General features: G+C 73.2%; 18 protein-coding genes. 10 read left to right on the top strand and 8 right to left on the bottom strand.

Features of this window, described 5'->3' with window-relative positions; all coding sequences use genetic code 11:
* Nucleotides 1-310 precede the first annotated feature (310 nt).
* Nucleotides 311-1315 carry a UTP--glucose-1-phosphate uridylyltransferase gene (locus BBK14_RS05235; protein WP_071060058.1) on the bottom strand — a complete coding sequence of 335 codons (1005 nt, stop codon included), beginning with the start codon at nt 1313-1315 and terminating at the stop codon, nt 311-313.
* A gap of 456 nt (nt 1316-1771) precedes the next feature.
* Here BBK14_RS05235 and BBK14_RS05230 point away from each other — a divergent pair, with 456 nt between their 5' ends.
* A complete protein-coding gene (locus BBK14_RS05230; protein WP_241831149.1) occupies nt 1772-2563 on the top strand; it encodes a 5-formyltetrahydrofolate cyclo-ligase in 792 nt (263 codons plus the stop codon).
* Between the two features lie 49 nt (nt 2564-2612).
* Nucleotides 2613-3041, top strand: coding sequence for an FmdB family zinc ribbon protein (locus BBK14_RS34655; protein ID WP_241831148.1), 429 nt, complete (start codon nt 2613-2615; stop codon nt 3039-3041).
* A gap of 1031 nt (nt 3042-4072) precedes the next feature.
* Here the strand turns inward: BBK14_RS34655 and BBK14_RS05220 are convergent.
* Nucleotides 4073-4303 (bottom strand): hypothetical protein, encoded by a 231-nt coding sequence (locus tag BBK14_RS05220; protein WP_195905892.1) that lies wholly within the window; start codon nt 4301-4303, stop codon nt 4073-4075.
* A 79-nt stretch (nt 4304-4382) separates the two neighbouring features.
* Here BBK14_RS05220 and BBK14_RS05215 point away from each other — a divergent pair, with 79 nt between their 5' ends.
* Complete coding sequence (locus tag BBK14_RS05215; RefSeq protein ID WP_071060082.1) at nt 4383-4784, top strand: hypothetical protein; 402 nt, start codon at nt 4383-4385, stop codon at nt 4782-4784.
* Between the two features lie 242 nt (nt 4785-5026).
* Nucleotides 5027-5176: a hypothetical protein gene (locus tag BBK14_RS38725; RefSeq protein WP_020458332.1), complete on the top strand. Its 150-nt coding sequence runs from the start codon at nt 5027-5029 to the stop codon at nt 5174-5176.
* Between the two features lie 79 nt (nt 5177-5255).
* On the opposite strand, the gene BBK14_RS05210 is transcribed toward BBK14_RS38725, so the two are convergent.
* On the bottom strand, nt 5256-6014 hold the full coding sequence (locus tag BBK14_RS05210) for an alpha/beta fold hydrolase (RefSeq protein ID WP_083390726.1): 759 nt from the start codon (nt 6012-6014) through the stop codon (nt 5256-5258).
* 338 nt (nt 6015-6352) lie between these two features.
* Between BBK14_RS05210 and BBK14_RS05205 the strand changes: the two genes are divergently transcribed.
* From BBK14_RS05205 to BBK14_RS42005, 5 genes are all read left to right on the top strand, one after another.
* Nucleotides 6353-7078, top strand: a complete 726-nt coding sequence (locus BBK14_RS05205; protein ID WP_071060080.1) for a GntR family transcriptional regulator — start codon at nt 6353-6355, stop codon at nt 7076-7078.
* A 79-nt stretch (nt 7079-7157) separates the two neighbouring features.
* On the top strand, nt 7158-7901 hold the full coding sequence (gene biuH, locus BBK14_RS05200; RefSeq protein ID WP_020458328.1) for a biuret amidohydrolase: 744 nt from the start codon (nt 7158-7160) through the stop codon (nt 7899-7901).
* 11 nt (nt 7902-7912) lie between these two features.
* The gene (locus tag BBK14_RS05195) at nt 7913-9514 is read left to right on the top strand and encodes an allophanate hydrolase (RefSeq protein ID WP_071060056.1); all 1602 of its coding nucleotides are present in this window, start codon (nt 7913-7915) and stop codon (nt 9512-9514) included.
* 191 nt (nt 9515-9705) lie between these two features.
* On the top strand, nt 9706-10218 hold the full coding sequence (locus BBK14_RS05190) for an STAS domain-containing protein (protein ID WP_071060055.1): 513 nt from the start codon (nt 9706-9708) through the stop codon (nt 10216-10218).
* Between the two features lie 75 nt (nt 10219-10293).
* Nucleotides 10294-10734, top strand: a complete 441-nt coding sequence (locus BBK14_RS42005; protein ID WP_275078445.1) for a metal-sensitive transcriptional regulator — start codon at nt 10294-10296, stop codon at nt 10732-10734.
* A gap of 48 nt (nt 10735-10782) precedes the next feature.
* Here BBK14_RS42005 and BBK14_RS05180 read toward each other — a convergent pair whose 3' ends face one another.
* Entirely contained in the window at nt 10783-11250 is a 468-nt protein-coding gene (locus BBK14_RS05180) for a MarR family winged helix-turn-helix transcriptional regulator (protein ID WP_071060054.1), read from the bottom strand.
* A 103-nt stretch (nt 11251-11353) separates the two neighbouring features.
* Between BBK14_RS05180 and BBK14_RS05175 the strand changes: the two genes are divergently transcribed.
* The gene (locus BBK14_RS05175) at nt 11354-12037 is read left to right on the top strand and encodes an alpha-ketoglutarate-dependent dioxygenase AlkB (protein ID WP_071060053.1); all 684 of its coding nucleotides are present in this window, start codon (nt 11354-11356) and stop codon (nt 12035-12037) included.
* Here the strand turns inward: BBK14_RS05175 and BBK14_RS05170 are convergent.
* The 4 genes from BBK14_RS05170 to BBK14_RS05155 form a co-directional block, all read right to left on the bottom strand.
* Nucleotides 12007-13461 carry an MFS transporter gene (locus BBK14_RS05170; RefSeq protein ID WP_071060052.1) on the bottom strand — a complete coding sequence of 485 codons (1455 nt, stop codon included), beginning with the start codon at nt 13459-13461 and terminating at the stop codon, nt 12007-12009. The two genes, BBK14_RS05175 and BBK14_RS05170, sit on opposite strands and share 31 nt — an antisense overlap.
* A gap of 204 nt (nt 13462-13665) precedes the next feature.
* Nucleotides 13666-16662: a protein kinase domain-containing protein gene (locus BBK14_RS05165; protein WP_083390725.1), complete on the bottom strand. Its 2997-nt coding sequence runs from the start codon at nt 16660-16662 to the stop codon at nt 13666-13668.
* Between the two features lie 106 nt (nt 16663-16768).
* Nucleotides 16769-17608, bottom strand: coding sequence for a hypothetical protein (locus tag BBK14_RS05160; protein ID WP_071060050.1), 840 nt, complete (start codon nt 17606-17608; stop codon nt 16769-16771).
* A 140-nt stretch (nt 17609-17748) separates the two neighbouring features.
* On the bottom strand, nt 17749-18393 hold the full coding sequence (locus BBK14_RS05155; RefSeq protein WP_071060049.1) for a response regulator: 645 nt from the start codon (nt 18391-18393) through the stop codon (nt 17749-17751).
* Nucleotides 18394-18532 lie beyond the last annotated feature (139 nt).

Genomic DNA, 18532 nt, shown 5'->3' with positions numbered 1-18532 from the left:
TTCAGGGCCAACATGTCAGGAGCCTGGACATTTCCGCGCGAAGACGCGCGTCCAGTCTGCCCGAAGGTGCCGATGCGCCCAAGCAAGGGCCCCGAGAAATTCCTGACCTGTCCTTCGCCGCGCAGGCCTGGTCACTTTTCGTCAGTGCGGCACGTCACCGGCGGACAAGGTGCGCTCCATCAGGAGCATCATCCAGGAGCACCGTCGGTTGAGCCCGCTCGGAGCGCCCCGGCAGGTAAGCCCGTCGGCGTCCGCCCTCGGGACAGGCAGGCCCACGGCCACCGCGGCCGCGGGCGAGCCCGCCCGCCGGTCAGCATTCGGCCTTGGGACCGCCGGACGCCACGTACTCCTCCAGCCACGGGTAGAACTCCGGGCCGAGGTCCGGCCGCTCGCAGGCGAGCCGGACGACCGCCTTGAGGTAGTCGACCCGGTCACCGGTGTCATAACGGCGCCCGGTGAACACGACGCCGTGCACCGGAATCTCCGCGCCCGGGTCGGCGCCGGCCCGCTCCGCCAGCGTCCGCAGCGCGTCGGTCAGCTGGATCTCGTCCCCCCGGCCGGGCGGCGTGGCCCGCAGGACGTCGAAGATCTCCGCAGGCAGCACGTAGCGCCCGATGACGGCCAGGTTGCTGGGCGCCTCGTCCACCGGCGGCTTCTCGACCAGGTCGGTGATGCGCACCGTCCGGTAGCGCCCGCCGGACCCGCCCGCCGGGACCCGCTCCACCGAAGCCGCCGAGACCGCCGAGACCGCCGAGGCGGGAGCGACCGAAGCGGGAGCGGCGGCCGCCGGAGCGATCGTCGCCACGCCGTACATGGAGACGGCCTCCTCGGGCACCTCCATCAGCGCGACGACCGCCCCGCCGTGCCGCTCCTGGACGGCGAGCATCTCGACCAGCAGCGGGTCACGCTCGTCGATGAGATCGTCCCCGAGCAGGACCGCGAACGGCTCGTCGCCCACGTGCGCGGAGGCGCACAGAACGGCGTGACCGAGCCCCCGCGGCGAGGGCTGACGGACGGAGTGGACCTCGGCCAGCTCGGCGGAGGCCCGGACGCGTTCGAGGCGAACCTTGTCGCCCTTGCGCTCAAGCGCGGCCTCGACATCCCCCTCCCGGTCGAAGTGGTCCTCGATGGCCTTCTTGGTGCGGCTCGTCACGAGCAGCACATCACGCAGGCCCGCGCGGGAGGCCTCTTCGACGACGTATTCGATGGCCGGCCTGTCGACGACAGGTAGCATCTCCTTGGGAACCGACTTCGTCGCGGGCAGGAACCGGGTCCCCAGACCCGCGGCGGGAATGACCGCCTTCGTCACTGGCATGGGCGAAACCTTAGTCGGGCGGGCATCCTCAGGGCACGACGGCGTACACACACAGGACATTCACAACTAGTGATCATCCGTGTTGGCCGTGAACCCGCATCCGCGTGAGGCATCGGGCCATCGTGGTCCCCGGCGGCACGGCGCACCCGACAGCCCCGCTCCGCTCACGGCGGGCCGCGCCCGGCCAAGACGGCTCCGGGACCGACCGTCCGCACCCGGTAAGTCACGCTCACCGACCTGTCGGGCGGGCCCGGCGGGTCCGCAGCGGGCAGATCTCCACGTGCGGGTCGATCACGGTACCGTGAGGCCTTCGCCAGCGGGATGTCGTGCCGGTGTCGTCTTTCGGATCACCACCGGCCGCATGGACAGCACGCCGGTGCGGAAAGCTCGAGGAGTCGGGTGGCGGGCCCAGCGCCCAGGTAACCGGGCCCGAGTGCGCTGAGGGTGGGGATGGCTGTGACCGGAGGTACCGTCACCGGCAGTGGCGTGGTGGGCCGGTCCGGCTCCGAACGGGATCCCGTGGGGCCGGCCGGGTCGGCGGCCGCCGACCTGGAGATCACCGGTTCCGCGGCCGGCTCGGGTTCCGGCGCTGATGGTTCCGGGGACGGTGCCGAGACCGGTATCGCGGCCGGCCCCGGTTCCGGCCTCGGCACGAGACCCGGGCCGGTGCCCGCGTACACGCGGCCCGGAGCGCCACAGCCCAAGAGCGAGCTGCGCAGGCGGCTGCTCGCCCTGCGCCGGGCCGGCGTCCTGCCGGACCCGACCGTGCTGACCGAGCGGCTGCTCGCGCTGCCCGAGGTCACCGCCGCCTCCTGCGTCGCCGCCTACGTGGGGATGGCCGACGAGCCCGACACCGCCGAGATCCTCACCCGGCTGCGCGCCCGGGGCGTACGGGTGCTGCTGCCGGTCGTGCGCGCCGACCTCGACCTGGACTTCCGCGAGTTCGCCGGCACACTGATCCCCGGTGCGATGGGCACCCGGGAGCCACCGCCGAGCGCGCCGCTCGTCGAGCTCGCCAAGGCCGACGTCGTGATCGTGCCCGCCCTCGCGGCGGACGAGCGCGGCAACCGGCTCGGACGCGGCGGCGGCTCCTACGACCGCGCGCTGACCCGGGCCACCCCCGGGACCCCGGTGATCGCGCTGCTGAACGACCGCGAGCTGCTCGGGGACGTCCCGGCGAAGCCGCACGACCGGCCGGTGACCATCATCGTGACGCCGACCAGAATCGTCCGACCGGCACCGCTGTGACACCTGCTCCGGCAATCGGGAAGCCAGCGGGCCCGTCGAGGCGTTAGAGTTGGCAGTCCTTACCACCGAGTGCCAACTCCGGGAGGAGTCCGTGCCGACCTACCAGTACCGCTGCACCGCCTGCGGGCACGATCTCGAGGCCGTGCAGAGCTTCAGTGACGCGGCACTGACCGAGTGTCCTGCTTGCACGGGCCGGCTTCGGAAGGTGTTCAGCTCCGTTGGCCTCGTCTTCAAGGGCAGCGGCTTCTACAAGACCGACAGCCGGTCCGGGTCCTCGTCAGGCGTCCCGGCCCGGCCCAAGGATTCCGTGGGCTCGTCGGACGGCGACTCGTCCGCCAAGAGCGGCGCTGACGGCGGCTCCTCGGCCACCAAGTCGGACTCCACCGGCTCGTCCTCGGCCTCGGCCGGGTCCTCGTCGGGTGACGGCGGTTCGTCCAGCACGTCCAGCAGCACGGCCTCCAGCACCGCGGCGGCCTGACGGGGGCCGGGAACCGCCCCCGGCCCGCCTGTCACCTTTCAGATGGGGCAGCCCCCGGCAGTTGCCGGGGGCTGCCCCATGCCCGTCTCCGGAGCTCGTCATCCGCCCCGGGCCACCGACGCGCCGGTCAGCCGCGCGAGCTGGTCAGCCATACATACCGGTTCCGCCTGATCGCGTTCTTCCCCGCGCCGGCTTCCTCGGCCTGGCGGCCCGGTCCGGTGGGGCCGTCATCGACGTGAGCTGATACTCCTCACGGTGGGGTCGCCAGCGGAGTGAGTTGGCTCAACCACTCCATACGCCGCTGCGGCAACTCACTTCGGGGCGGACCCCGGCCGGCTCGGAGCGAGCCGTGGTGACGCCGGCCGCCGCGGCCCGGCCCGCCCGGTGGGGTGCCTCCCAGGCCAGGTGGCCACCGACCCACCGTCCCTCGAACCATGGGCCCAGGCCTGGTCACGCGCCCACGCCGCCGGGCCCCGCAGACCGTCCCCCCACCCCCGCAGCGTGCCCTCACCAGCGAGTTCGTGGTTCGCCGCCACGACTCCCGAGTGGCGCACCAGCTTGCGTGGCGACAACAAGATGGCTCGGCGGCAACGGACTGGCAGGCAATCAGCCGCATGGGCGGACCACCGAAGAGATTGGTGTACCCAATTAAACGGATTCAAGGACGTCCGGCTAATTGCGACCGGCAGCAGCGGAAGGAACCCTGCCGGCGCGCCCTCCGTCGCACGCGTTCAAGACGGCGGCGGCGTCACGCGACCGGTTACCGGAAGGCGCCCGGCCGCACTAACGGACCACCACGGCGAACTCGGGTACCGAATACCGTCGATCCACGAGATCGGAGACCGCGCTCCGCTTGAGCGGGTCGAATCACATACCCGGCGACACTTGTCGTGGGCGTTTCGGGCGTATTGCCCGTTTTTGTGATCAAGGCTCCCTGTGTACGGGATCCCTGACACCGCACGGCATCCCGGCCACCGCGACCGCGCCGGGATCAGCCGTACCTCGATCAGCCATACCGGCCGCGCATGCCACTACTGTTTGCGCCGCCGGTAGTGCTCCACGATCCAGGCGTCGACCTCACGCTTGCGCCAAACCCTGGTTCCTTTGGCCCCACTGCCGGCCGGCGCGTTGATGACCTGCAGAGGCTCCGGAAACTTGGCGTCCTTGCGAGTCCAGTAGTCCACGGCCTGTCGCGTGATCTTGAGTTGGAACGCGATGTCCCCGATGCCCACCAACTGCTCACCGTCGTCCACAGCGAACATCGTAACCACTTTGCTCTTGTCCAAGAACCTCGCTAGGGTCGTTTTTGCTTGTCGACAAATAATGGCCGAGGAGGAAACCATGCCCCCAGCAGACCCACCCGCAGCACATCCGTCGGCAGAGCACCGGCCGCGACGGCCGATCGGCGGCGACGAGATCCGTGAGCTGATAGACCGCGACGAGGCCTACGACGAGAATCCGTACGGCGAACCGCCGCTGCTGGTGGCCAGGTACCGGGCCTCGCTGCGGGCCGTCCTGGCCACCGAGCCCGCGGAGCCCGGCCTGTTCGAACGGGCCTGGTCCCAGCGGGAGCGCGACGCCTACCGCGCGGGCGGGCAGGCCACCCACCGCGTGATCGTCGGCGCGATGTCGGCGGCGCTTACCGCGACGCTCGCCGACCACGCACCAGCCGACCGCGCGCCAGCCGACCGCGCGCCGGCCGCCGCCCGCCCGACCCGCCCGTGCGACGAGGCTCACCCCTAGTGCCACCAAGGGGCTGGCCTGGTTCCCCGGGCTTCGGGCCCCGGGCCCCGGGCCCCGGGGCCCGAAGATGAGCGTCGGAACGGGACCGGTGGCGGGCCGTGTCGTCTGCCCCGTCCGGCGGGGCCGCGCCGGTAGATTGGCCCCGCCGCCGGTGCCGCCGCTCGCGAGGACACCGGCCGGGCAGGACCGCCCCGCACAGACCGAGCGGCCACCGGGCCGCATGGCGATCGGAGGAGATCCTCATGGGAGACGCGCCGCTGCCCGACCACGAGCTCCCCAGCGACGAGCGGGAGATCGGCTGGGGCGACGAGACCCTGCTCGACGAGAACGAGGCCGACGCCGACCTCGCCCGTCTCCTGGCGGATCTGCCGCCCCACCACGTCGAACGCTGACCTGGCCGCTCAGCGCAGGCCGCTCAGCGCAGGCAGATCAGCGCAGGCGGCCCAGCACCTGCCGCTCAGCGCCGGCGGATCAGTGTGGGAGGCCGGCCGCGGTCTCGGCGAGCAGCGCGGCGAACAGCTCCGGCGCTTCCAGGTGGACGGCGTGACCGCACCCCGGCAGCACCCGGACGGGAAGATCGAACCGGGCCCGCAGCGCCGCGGCCGCGCGATGCCGCACGGGCGGTGACTGTGCGCCGACGGTGATCAGGACCGGTGGCGCCCCCACTGGCGGTGAGCCCGGCTCGAAGCCGAGGAACATCTCGAGGTCGCGCTCCACCATCGCGATGTCGGCCGGCGCGTGCCCCGGCCGCCAGCACGGGCCGTAGAGCCGCTGCCCGAACGCCGTCACCCCGCCCGAGGCAAACGCCTCCGCCATCGGGGTGAGCAGCCCCGGGACGAGCGAGCCGACCGCCGGCTCGTGCAGCACGGCGGCGACCATGGGGACGCCGGCCGCGAGCATCGCGAGACCGAGGGTGGCGCCGCCGCTGACTCCCCCGAGCACCCGGCCGGCCACGGACGGCGCCAGTGCCGCGATCTCCGCGGCCAGCTCGCCGGTGGACGGGCGGTCCGGAGCGTGCACCTCCCGGCCGGCGAGTGCCGCGCGCACACCCGACCACACCGCCCCGGTCGTCGCGGTGCCGTGCAGCAGGAGGAAGGCCGGGCCCGCGGCAGTCCCGGCGCCACGGCCGGCGGCGACAGCACCCTGGGCGGGGCCGCCCTGCGGGACGCTTCCCTGCGCGCTGCCGCCCTGGGGGGTGCTGCGGGTCCCGTGCGCACCGCGCGGCTCCATCCGGCCACCTTCCGCACCCTCGATTAACGGGTACTTAACCGTCGACGTGTGAATGTAACTGCGCGAGTGTTGATCAGAAAATTCTTCGTCTCTACCTTCACTTTCATGTACACGACACTGTATACAGCTCGGTATGCAGAAAGCCGCGGACGGGTGCTCCGCCCACCACCGCGGGCCGGGCCCGGCCACACACCCGCCGCGGCCGGCACCACGACCTGCACTGCTGCCTGTGCCGCGATCCCGGCAAGGCCCCGCGCCGCGTGCCCCGCGAGGCGGGTCACCGGTGGGACGGCGGGCGGGTGGTACGTCCGCGCCGTCCATGGCAGATGCTCGGCGTCATGACACCGTCGCCAACCACCCGGGCCTCCGGCTCGGGAAACCTGYGGGACCATGTCTACGTCGCGCTGCGCCATCGGCTCATGTCAGGGGAGTTCTCCTTCCGGGACCGCCTGGGAGAGGAACGCGTCGCCACGCTGCTGGGAGTGTCGAGGACACCGGTACGCGAGGCCCTGACCCGGCTCGCCGGGGACGGCCTGGTCGAGAAGCGGCAGGACGGCGGCTACTACCCCGCCGAACCCGACCTCGCCGGGCTGCGCGACCTGTACGAGATCCGGGTCACGCTGGAGCTGCGCGGGCTGCAGCGGGCGCTGGAGTCCGGCGCGGCGCACCAGGCCGCACTGCTCGAACCGCTGCGCGACGACTGGCGGGCGCTACGCGCCGATCCCCCCACGCCCGACCCGGCCTTTGTGGCCCTGGACGAGAACTTTCACATCACGCTCAGCCGGGCGTCCGGCAATGGCGAGCTCGCGAACATGCTCGACGCTGTGAACGCCCGGATCCGCCCCGTGCGGATGTACGACTTCCTGACCGCCGACCGGATCGATCTGACCATCACCCAGCATCTCGACATCCTCGAGAAGGTGCTCGCCGGGGAGATGGAGGCGGGTGTGCGGGCGCTGCGCAGCCACGTCGGCGAGTCGATGGAGGTCGTGGAGCGGCGGGCGGCCCGGGCCATCACCCAGATGGTGCTGAACCGCGGACGTCCGCCCCGCTCGGCCACCTAGCACGGTGCGCCGACGGGAAACGCTGCGCCGGCGGAAAACGCTGCGCCGACGAGAGACCTGGACGGCCGAGGAGGAGCAGATGACCGTCACGACCGAACCCGTGGCCCCCGCGAGCGGTGGTCTCACCGTGGGGCCCGTCACCGCCGAGCCCTACAACTGGCCCTACGACGGCTCGTTCAGCCCCGCGACCACCGCCGTCATCAACATCGACTGGCAGGTCGACTTCTGCGGCGATGGCGGCTACGTCGACACGATGGGGTACGACCTCGAGCTCACCCGGGCGGGCCTGGCCCCCACGGCGGCGCTGCTCGGGGTGCTGCGCCCCCTGGGCTTCATGATCATTCACACTCGGGAGGGGCACCGCCCCGACCTGTCCGACTGCCCGCCGAACAAGCTGTGGCGCTCGAAGCGGATCGGCGCCGGGATCGGCGACGCGGGCCCGCGCGGGCGCATCCTCACCCGCGGCGAGCCGGGCTGGGAGATCGTCCCCGAGGTCGCGCCACTGCCCGGCGAGGTGATCATCGACAAGCCGGGCAAGGGCTCGTTCTACGCCACGGACCTCGACCTCGTGCTGCGCCGGCGCGGGATCACCCACATCATCCTGACGGGCATCACCACGGACGTCTGCGTCCACACGACGATGCGCGACGCCAACGACCGCGGCTACGAGTGCCTGATCCTCTCGGACTGCACGGGCGCGACCGACCCCGCCAATCACCGGGCGGCCCTGCACATGGTGACGATGCAGGGCGGGGTGTTCGGCGCCGTCGCGACCTCGGCGGCGGTGCGGGACGCGGTCTCGGCCGCGCTCGCGGCGGCCTGAGCGACCGCCCGGTGAGCAACCGCCCGGTGAGCGACCGGAGCACGCGCCGCCCCACCCCACCGGACCTGCAGGCCGACGTCCTGCGCGCCGGCTACCTCGCGGGACGGCTGAGCGTGCGCGAGGTGGTGGACGGCGTCTACGACCGGATCGCCGCACGCGGCGACGACGGAGTGTGGATCACCCTGGTGCCCCGCGCGGAGGCGATGCGCCGGGCCACCGAGCTGGACGTCCTGCTGGCGAGCGCACGCCTCGGACACGCCGGCCCCGACGGGCTCGGGCCCGAGCCCGGGACGACGGCCGGGACCGGGCCCAGCCTGCCCCCCCTGTTCGGGCTGCCGTTCACGGTGAAGGACAACATCGACGTCGCCGGGCTGCCCACGACGGCCGGCTGCCCCGATTTCAGCCGGCTCCCGGCGGGCACCGCGCCGGCGGTCGCCCGGCTGCTCGCGGCCGGCGCGGTCTGCGTCGGGAAGACCAACCTCGACCAGTTCGCCACGGGGCTGTCCGGCACCCGCTCCCCCTACGGGATCCCCTCGTCCCCGTTCGACCCGTACATGATCGCCGGAGGGTCGAGCTCGGGATCCGGTGTGGCCGTCGCGGACGGGCTGGTCACGTTCGCGGTCGGCACGGACACCGCCGGCTCGGGCCGGGTGCCGGCGGCGCTGACGAACACCGTCGGGCTCAAGCCGTCCCGCGGGCTGGTGAGCACAAGGGGCGTGGTGCCCGCCTGCCGCTCGCTGGACTGCCCGAGCGTCTTCGCGCTCTCCGTACCCGACGCCTACCGCGTGCTGTCGGTGATGAGCGGCTACGACGAGGAGGACCCGTACTCCCGCCGGTTCCCCGGGCTCGGAAGCCCGGCGCCGGGCGGAGCGCCGCAGACCGGAGCGCCGCGGACCGAGGTGCCGCGGGCCGAGGTGCCGGAGCCGGTCCGGCCGCGGATCGGCGTGCCCCGGGCCGATCAGCTCGACTTCCTCGGCGACGCGGGCGCCGCGGCCGTGTTCGGTGTCGGCGTGGGACTGCTCGCCGACGGGGGCGCCGAGGTGACGGAGATCGACCTCGGCCCGTTCCTGGAGGCGGGCACCCTGCTCTACGGCGGCCCGTGGCTGGCGGAGCGGTACGCCGCCGTGGAGGCGTTCCTTCAGACGGTCCCGGACGCCGGCCCGGCGGACCCGGTGCATCCCGTCATCCGGGCGGTTCTCGAACCGGGCGCGGGAATCACCGGCGCCGAGGTGTTCCGCGGCCTGACCCGGCTGCGCGCCCTACGGCGCAGCGCGGAGCGGACGTGGGTGGACGTCGACATGGTCGTGGTGCCGACCGTTCCGACGACGTACCGGATCGACGCGATGCTCGCCGACCCGATCCGCCTCAACGCGAACCTCGGCCGGTACACGACGTTCGCGAACCTGCTGGACCTGGCCGCGGTGGCTGTTCCGGTGGGATTCGCGGCGGGCCTGCCGTTCGGTGTCACCCTGCTGGCTCCGGCGGGGGGCGACGAGCTGCTGGCGGCGCCGGYCGAGCTGCTGCACCGGTGCAGCGGCCTGCCGGTCGGCGCGGGCTCCCATTCCCTCCTGCTCCCCGCCGCCACCGACGTCGCGGCGGAGATCCTGGCCTGAGACACCGGCGCTTCTACCAGCTCCGACCAGGCCAACGCTCGTAAATGTGACACGCTATACACGTGCTGCCGGCACAACACAAGGTGACTTTCGGCATTGGTTTCCGTCACGAGAGGGCGCGATACTTACCGGGCAGGAACCTGGGGTAACTCTCGCGCGTCTACCGCGACCTCGCTCCCTTCGGAGACGACGTGACGCTCACCATCGGCAAAGAAGCCGGCACTCTCACCACCCATGCCGGCCGTGCGGCAGGGCCTTCGACGGCACTCGTGCCGGTCACGGCGGCCCCACCGACGGGGGCCCCACCGGGGGCGGTACCGCTGCGCGCCTCCGGGGGCAGGGTGGTGGCCGCTGCCGCGTTCTCCGCCGTCGAGCCCCGCCCCTCGGCGTGTCCCCTCTCGGCCCGTGTCGAGCTCTGGGAGGAGGGTGCCCTCATCCACCTGTCCGGGCTGCTCGTGGCGAGCGCCGCGAGCGCGGCGCGGTCCGCCGTCGCGCGGGCGGCCACCCTCGGGCAGCGGGAGATCATCGTCGATCTCGCCGGCGTGCGGGACGCCGATCCACTGGGAGCGGTGCTGCTCGGAGCCATGAGCCGGCATGCCACCCGCTGCGGCTCCCGGCTGCGCCTGCGCAACGCGGGGCCGCGGGTCCGCCAGGCGCTGGACGACCGGGGCGTCCGGGTCGAACTGCTGGGCCCCCTGGGCTGACCTCGACGGTCACCCCTGTTCGCACGTACCGTTGGGGGGTATCTCCGGGGTGACGGCGTGGGGCGGGCGGTGCGAGTGAAGGCCGAAGTCAGCCAGACGACTCAGGACCGGGCGGCTCAGAGCCAACCGGAGCTGGGCCGACCGGAGGCGAGCCAACCGGAGGCGGGCCGGCCGGAAGAGAGCCAGCCGGACGGGAGCCAACCAACCCCACCCCACTCTGATCACGGAAAGTCGCAACACGGTTACGCAAACAGCAAGGACGAGTACACCGCCCGGCTGCGGCGGATCGAGGGCCAGGTCCGCGGCCTGCAACGCATGGTCGCCGAGGACAAGTACTGCATCGACATCCTCACCCAGGTGTCCGCGGCCACCCGGGCCCTGCAGTCCGTGGCGCTCGGCCTGCTGTCCGATCATCTCGCGCACTGCGTGGCCCAGGCCGTCGCCGAGGGCGGGCCCGCGGCGGACGAGAAGGTCCGCGAGGCGACCGCGGCCATCGCCCGCCTCGTCCGGTCCTGAGGCCGGGAACATCGACCGATCCCACTGACCRGGCCGTCCCGGGTGATCTCACTCGTTGGGCGGGCGGGGGCGGTCGCCGAGCGCCTCGACCAGGCGGCCGAGGGCCGGCAACGCGGCGATGATCGCGTCGCGGTCGTGGTCGGCGAGGAGCTCCATGGCGGTGCCGATGCGCCGCTCGTGCGCCTGCAGCCATCCGGTGAGCGCCTGCTCGCCCGCCTCGGTGAGCCGCAGGGCCACGGCCCGGCGGTCCGCCGGATCCCGCTCGCGCCGCACGAGGCCGGCATCGGTGAGCTGGGCGACCAGCGTCGAGACCGAGTTCGGCGCGAGCCGCAGCAGCCCGGCGAGCTCACCGACCCGGGTGCCGTCCCGCTCGGCGACACACTGGAGCAGCTCCACCTGTGCCATGGGCAGCGACTCCCACGGGATGTCCGCGCGGATGCTGCTGCGCAGCACCCGCCGCAGCCGGGTGACGACCTCGGTGAGGCCCACGGCGTTGGCATGCTGATCTACCGTCATGACAACCGGGAGGTTACGCCCGCGGAAGCCCGGCGTCCGGTCATCCCGCACGGTTCGACCCCGCCGCCTCCGGGCCCTGTGCGGACGGAGGTAGCGTCGGGCGATGACCGGTGACGACGGCCGGCGGGTCATCCCCGGCGTCGACCCGTCCGCGGTGTTCGAGCGGGTGCGCCTCGACGACCACTCCTGGGTGGACGTCGCCCGCGGCTGGATGTCCGGGGCGGACGAGCTCTACGACGCCGTCCGGGACGGCACCTCCTGGCGGCAGGGAACCATGTGGCGCTACGAGCGCCACGTGACCGAGCCGCGGCTGAGCGCCTTCATCCGCAGCGGGCACCCGGTGCCCTTCCCCGCCCTGCTGGACGCCTACCGTGCGCTGCGGCGCCGTTACGGGGTCGACTTCGACGGCTACGGGATGTCCTGGTACCGCGACGGGAACGACGCCGTCGCCTTCCACCGCGACCGCGAGATGCGCTGGCTGGACGACACGGTAATCGCGATCCTCACCCTCGGCGCGCGCCGGCCGTTCCTCGTGAAGTCCCGGCACCTGCCGCCCGGCCGCCGCATCCTCAACGACCCGATGGCTCCCGGTGGCCGCGACCTCGCCCCGGCCGGCGGCGACCTGCTCGTGCTCGGCGGGCGCGCGCAGGCCGACTGGCTGCACGCGGTGCCCCGGGTCCCCGGGTACGTGGGCGGGCGCATCTCGGTGCAGTGGCGGTGGACGTCCCGCGCCGGCCAGCCGGAGATCGGGCCCGGTTACGGCGCCGCGCGGTCGTTCTCGCGCTGACGCGGCAGCCCGCTGCCCGGCACCGTGGGCGCGGCGGCTGTGGCGGCGAGCAGTGCCCCGCCGAGCGCGATCGCGGCGAGCAGCAGCATCGTCGCGACGAAGCCACCCGCCGCGTAGGCGAGAGCCGACACCGAGACACCCAGGGCTGTGCCGAGCCCTCGGGTCATGTTCACCACGCCGCTGGCCATCCCGCTCTGCTGTGCCGGCACGGCAGCCATGACGGCGCCGTTGTTGGACGGGGTGAACAGGCCGAGCCCGCAGCCGATCAGCGCCAGCGAGGGCACGCCGACAGCCGGGCCGCTCCCCCCCGCCGCCAGCAGGCCGAGGCCGCCGGCCACGCACACCATCGCGCCGGACGTCACCGCGCGGACGCCGAGCCGAGTGACGAGCGTGCCCGCGACCGGCGCCGCGACCCCGATCGCGATCGGCAGGGTCGCCAGCAGCAGGCCCACCGCCACGGCGCCGTCGTCGGAGTTCTGCGGAATCGTGAGCAGCAGGCCGAACAGGACGAGGAAGGAGAGCATCCCCGCGGCCAGCCGCGGCCCGACCGCCGGGTGCAGCACGAGCGGCAGGTCGACCATCGGGCTCGCGGCGGACGACTCGCGGCGGACGAACAGCACCCCGCCGAGCGCCGCGACCAGCACCAGCCCGCCGACGGCGGCGAGCGGGCCGACCGAGCGGGCGGACTCGCCGACCGACAGCGCGAGCAGCACGGCCGACACCGTGGGCATCAGGAGGGCCAGGCCCCGCCAGTCGAACGGCGTCCGCGGCGCGTGCGCCCTCGTGCGGGGCAGCAACAGGACGCCGAGCACGAACCCGAGCACGCCCGCAGGTATGTGGGCCCAGAAGACCCACCGCCACCCGCCGAGCTCGAGCAGCAGACCGCCGGCCAACGGCCCGAGCGAGAGCCCGAACGCCTGGGCGGCGCCCTGGGCGCCGAGCGCCGCGGTGAGACGCCTCGGCTCGACGGTCGTCGCGATCAGGGCGACGCTGTTCGCCTGCAGCATGGCCGCGCCGAGGGCCTGCGCGACCCGGCAGACGATGAGCACCCCGATGCCGGGGGCCAGGGCGGCGCCGGCCGAGGCCACCGTGAACAGGGCGAATCCGTACAGGGTCAGCAGCTTGCGGCCGTACATGTCGGCAAGCCGGCCGAGCGCGGCGATGGTCGCGACCAGCGTCACCAGGTAGGAAAGGCTGACCCAGGTCGCCAGGCCGAGCGACACGCCGAAGTCGGCACGCAGGTCGGCGAGCGCGATCGTGACGATGCTGGCGTCGAGCTGGCCCAGGAAGCTGCCGATGCAGACGGTGCCGACCGCAAGCACGGTCGCCAGCGACGACTCACGGATCCTGGCCGGCCGGGCGGGCTCCCGCAGCAGGGCACCGGCCGCACCGGACATCCGTCCTGGCCGGCTCGCGATCTCCACGCCCTTATATTCCTCTGCAACAGAGGTATCTGTCGACCGCAACCGGACGAAGTCACACGGACACACCGGGCAGCGCCGCTCACGGAAGGCGGGCGGGACCGACCAGGGAGGTTCGGGCGGGGGCGGGGTCGGGGGCGGGGGCGGGCGCAGCGCTGGGCCGGCCCAGGCAGGGCCGGAGGGTCGGGGCGGTGTCCCGGTCGGTGGTCAGTTCCGGAGGCAGGGCGGCGAGTAGTGGCGGTCGGGGATGTACCTGCGCCAGTCCCGCCTCGTGATCTCGGCCTGGGCCCGGCCGCAGACCTGGTCCCGCGCGGTCCGCGGGTCGAGATCCCACACGCGCGCGCCGTTCCCGTCGGCGACGGCGAGTGTCCGGACGGGGCCGTCGGCGAAGGCGAGCGCGGTCGGCGCGAGGCTGACCGGTTGGGACGTGGCCGATTCGAGCGCCGCCGGTTCGGGTGAGGCGGGCGCCGACCCGGCGATCGCGAGCGCCGCGAGGTCGGAGGGTCCGGCGGAGTCGGAGGGTGCCGCGGGCGTGGGCAGGATGAGCCGGGGGCGCGGCCGGGCCGGGTTCGACATGTCCCAGACGCCGACGTCGCCGCCGCCCGCCGCGGCGGCCACCGCGAGTGCCCGCCCGTCCGGTGAGAAGGCCACCATTCCCGCGCCGCTCGCGGGGGCGAAGGAGGTGAGCCGGTGCAGCCCCCGCGGGTCCCCCGGCCGGTAGATCTCCACCACGGACCGCGACTTCTCCGGCGGCGCCAGGGACGAGGCGACCGCCATCGGAACGCCGGTGGTCGCCCCGGGCTCCGTCGCGGCGTCCGGCAGGCCGGTGGTGGCTACCGCGAGCGTCCGGCCGTCCGGGGAGTAGGACGCGCCGGCGACCACGCCCTCGCCGTGCAGCAGGCCCTGCCGGCGCGGCTGACGCGGATCATGCAGCGACCACAGCGAGAGGCGGGCGGCCCCGCCGACCAGGATCTGATCCCCGCCCGGGGAGAACGCCAACGCGGTGATCGGCCCGGGTGTCCGCAGGACGGCGAGCTCGGCGGGGGCGCGTGGGTCGGCCACGTCCCACAGCCGGAGCATGCCGTCCGAGGAGCCGGTGGCGATCGCGTCGCCGGCCCGGCTCACCGCGATCTCGCCGACGGTGCCGGTGTGCCCGGCGAGCACGCCGAGCCGCTCGACCGCGCCGTCCGGCGTCACCCGCCACAGCTGGACCTTGCTCTCGCCCGCGCCTGCCGGGCCGGCCGCGGTGACGATGATCTGGCCGGCGGCGGCCGTCCGCCCGGGGGGCGACACGTAGCCCACAGCGCTGACCGCGGGCCCGTCGACGGGGAACGCGGTGATGCGACGGTTGGCGGACGGGTCGGTGAGGTTCCAGAGGCCGGCACCGGTGTCGCCCGCGGTGACGATGCTGCTGCCATCCGGGGCCACGGCGAGGTCGCGGACGTCGCCGGGCAGGTGGCCGCTCCGACGGACGGCCGCGGCGATGAGCGCCTCGCCGGCCGCCGCGGTCGGAGCGATCTCGTAGGCCGCCGCGGCGAGCTGGCCGGCGAGGTCCGGCTGACGCTCCAGCAGGGCGTGCGCCTGACCGGCGGCGGCCTTGGACGCCTGCACCGCGGCCTGGGCCCGAACAGCCCCCGTGATCTCGACCGCCATGGTCAGGACGGCGAGACTGGCGATCCCCGCCATGAACAGCCGAAACAACCAGTGCCCGTCAGGCCGTCGACGTCCGTCGGCCGGCGCAGCCGGCGCAGCCGGCGCAGCCGGCGCAGCCGGCGCAGTGGACTCCGACAGCTCCGATGGCTGGGCCGCCTCCGAAGACTGAGCCGGCTCCGAAGACTGGGCCACCTCCGAAGACTGAGCCGGCGGCCTTCCGATCCCGGGCTCGGCGGCAGCGCTGGCCGCCGCCCCGGTGCCAGCCCCGGGACCGCTCTCAGGCTCGGGCCTCGCTTCGGACTTCGCCGTGGGCTCAGGTTCGAGCGAGGCCTCGGGCCCGAGTTCAAGCTTCGTCTCAGACTCCGCCGTGGGCTCAGACTCCGCCGTGGGCTCGGACTCGGCCGTGGCCTCGGGTTCGACCTCCGTCTCAGACTCCGCCGGGGCCGCAGACGCGGGCGCGGGCTCGGCATCGGAGTCGGGCGTCGGATCCGGAGCGACAACCGCGTCCGGCGCGCTCGCCGGCACCGGGGCGGGCTCGGCGGCCTCGGCGACTGCCACAGCGGCCGCCGGGACGACGCCAGCGGTGTCGGCAGGTGCCTCGACCGCAGACATCTCGTCAGGCGGGGCGGCGGGCGTCTCGGTGGGCGGGGCGGCGGCGCTTACGGCCGCCGCGACGGCGATCTCGAGCGGATCCAGGCCCGTGGGTGCCGGGAGGCCCCCGACGAGTCGTCCGAGCACCTCGAGCAGCTCCGCGGCGCCGGGTCGGCGGGAGGGATCCTTACGCATCGTGGCGCTGACTACGTCGCGTAGTACCGGGTCCAAACCGGTGAGGTCAGGTTCCGCATAGACCGCACGTTGCAACAGAACCTGCGGTGATCCGTTACCGAACGGCAGTCGTCCGGTCGCGGCGAAGAGGACTGCTCCACCCCACGTGAAGACGTCTGACGCCATCGTGAGCGGCTGCCCCAGGACATGCTCCGGGGTAATAAATGCGGGGGTACCCATCCCGGGCCCTGATCCGCCGCGACCCGGTAGGGCAACGGTGTTCAGAACTCGCGACAACCCGAAGTCGACGAGACGGATTCCACCCTCGAAAAGCACCACATTCGCCGGTTTAAGGTCACCGAAGACGAGACCGGCACCATGGAGCCCCGTCAGCGCCGAACCGAGCGCCACGGCGAGCCGGCGAACGTCGGGCACCGCCAGCGGACCGCCCTGCGCGACCGTCGCTGCCAGGGTCGGAGCGTCCACGAACTCGGTGACGACATACGGCGGATGGGCGGATGTGTCGGCGTCGATGATGTCCGCCAGGCACGGAGGTGCCAGTGCGCGGACGGTCTCGAGATCGGCGCGCAGCCTGCGGCGGAAATCATGGTCGCGAGCGAACGCCGCGCTGATCACCTTGATGGCCACCTGGCCGCCCTCGGGATCCCGCCCGAGATAGACCGGCCCGGTTCCGGCCTCGAGGAGCTGACGTTCTACAGCATACGGACCGATCGAAACCGGTTGATTGCCGCGCGAACGTTCGAGGTGTCGCCGGGCAATGACCACAGATTCGACACCTCCGAAATATTTGTGAAACCCCGTAACGGGATGTCGCAGGCGCGTCGGGCGCAACCGCATGTTATCGGCGCGGTCGGGCGCCTACGCGGCCTGGTTACGCTTCGCGGTTCCCGAGGACGGCCGCGGCGGCGAGTAACGGGCCCGGGTGGCGGTGCACCGCCTCGGTCGTCAACGGGCCACCAGCGAGCGCACGGAGAACCTCCTCGCGGTGCGGGACCTGCGCACCTGGCGCCCTTACCAGCCCGGCGAGCGCGACGAGCCCGCCCAGGTGACGCTCCAGACCATCCCGATCCGGGCCGGGAACCCCACCCAGCCACGCCCGATGCTGGTCCGCGCTCATGATTTCCCACACCACCCGGTCCGTCACCCCCACAGGCCCCTTCGGACCACCCTGCGGACCACTCGGACCATTCGGCCAGTCATGAATGGCCACGATGTGCGGCACCCGAATCAGCCCCGTACCGGCGTCATCGGCGTCACCGGCGGCACCGGCACCGGCCGGGCCACGGGCCCCACCGACGGCGACGACACCCGCACTGCCGGGCGGCGGGCCGGAAAGCTCCGGGCGATGGTCCGCGACGACGATCCGCACCGACAGGCCGCGGCCGGCCCGGGCATCGCGGACCCGGCCCGCGAAGCAGACCGCGAGCGCCGCGGCGGCCGTCGGCGCGTAGCGCGCGTGCACGGCGACGGCCGTCAGGTCGGCCGCCCGCACCAGGGCGGTGGCCGTGCGGGCGGCCTGGGCGGGGTCGGCCATGACGAAGTCGACCAGCGTGACGACCGAGCCCTCCGCCGGGTCTCCGGGCCGCACCCGGCAGACCGGGGAGTCGGGTAAGCGGCGGACCCGGTCGATGGTGATCAGACCGTCGGCGTAGGGCAGCCGCAGCCGGGGCAGATCCTCGGCGGCGATCGCGTGCGGGTCGCCGCCCGCCATCGACCCGCCCCCTCGCGACCACTCCCGGTACGAAGGACCTTACCGTCGGCGCACACGGCAGGGGGACGAAACGGCAACCCGCCAGTCGGCGGGCAACTACCGGCCCCGCCGCTGCCGGCGCAGGCCGGCGCCGGCAGCGGCTACTCGACCTGGCCGCCCGTCGAGCGCGCGAAGGGCCGCAGCCGCGAGACCAGGCCGCGCACTTCGGCGCTCGCGGCGGCGAGCGTCTCCTCGTTCGACGTCGCGGCGCCGTCGAGGAGCACGTCGAGCGCGATCAGGCGCTCGGCGACCTCGGTGATGAGGTCGAAGTCGCGCACCCGCTGGTGGGCGAGTTCGGCCAGCCGCTCGTTCTTCTCGAACAGCTCGACGAAGACGCTCACCTTGGCCCGCAGCAGCCAGGGGTCGAACGGCTTGGCGATGTAGTCCACCGCGCCGACCGCGTAACCCCGGAAGGCGTGGTGCGGCTCGCGGTCGATCGCCGTCAGGAAGATGATCGGAGTGTCCCGCGTCCGCCCGCGCTGCTTGATCCGGTGCGCGGTCTCGAAGCCGTCCATTCCAGGCATCTGGACGTCGAGGAGGATGACCGCGAAGTCGTCGATGAGCAGGCGCTTGAGCGCCTCCTCGCCCGAGGACGCGGTCACCAGATCCTGGTCCAGGGAGGCGAGGATCGCCTCCAGCGCCATCAGGTTGTCGGGTCGGTCGTCCACCAGGAGGATCTTGCTCCGGGGCCGCTCAGTGTTCGACGCGCCCTCGGTGTCGACAGGACCGCCGGTCCGCTCGGTCACCCGCCTGCCTCCTCCTTCGCCGGTCGGCCTGGGTGTTCGTGGTGATGGCACCACTGCTCAACCATCGCCGATCGGCATGTCCGGTCCAGCACCGGCCTGTCAACACCTACCCGAATGCGCACCATACGCGATCTGATCA

Origin of the sequence: Parafrankia soli, from assembly GCF_001854695.1 — a bacterium.
Taxonomy (GTDB): Bacteria; Actinomycetota; Actinomycetes; order Frankiales; family Frankiaceae; genus Parafrankia; species Parafrankia soli.
The sequence above is the reverse complement of the archived record's forward strand: the minus strand, read 5'-3'. Positions and strand labels throughout refer to the sequence as shown.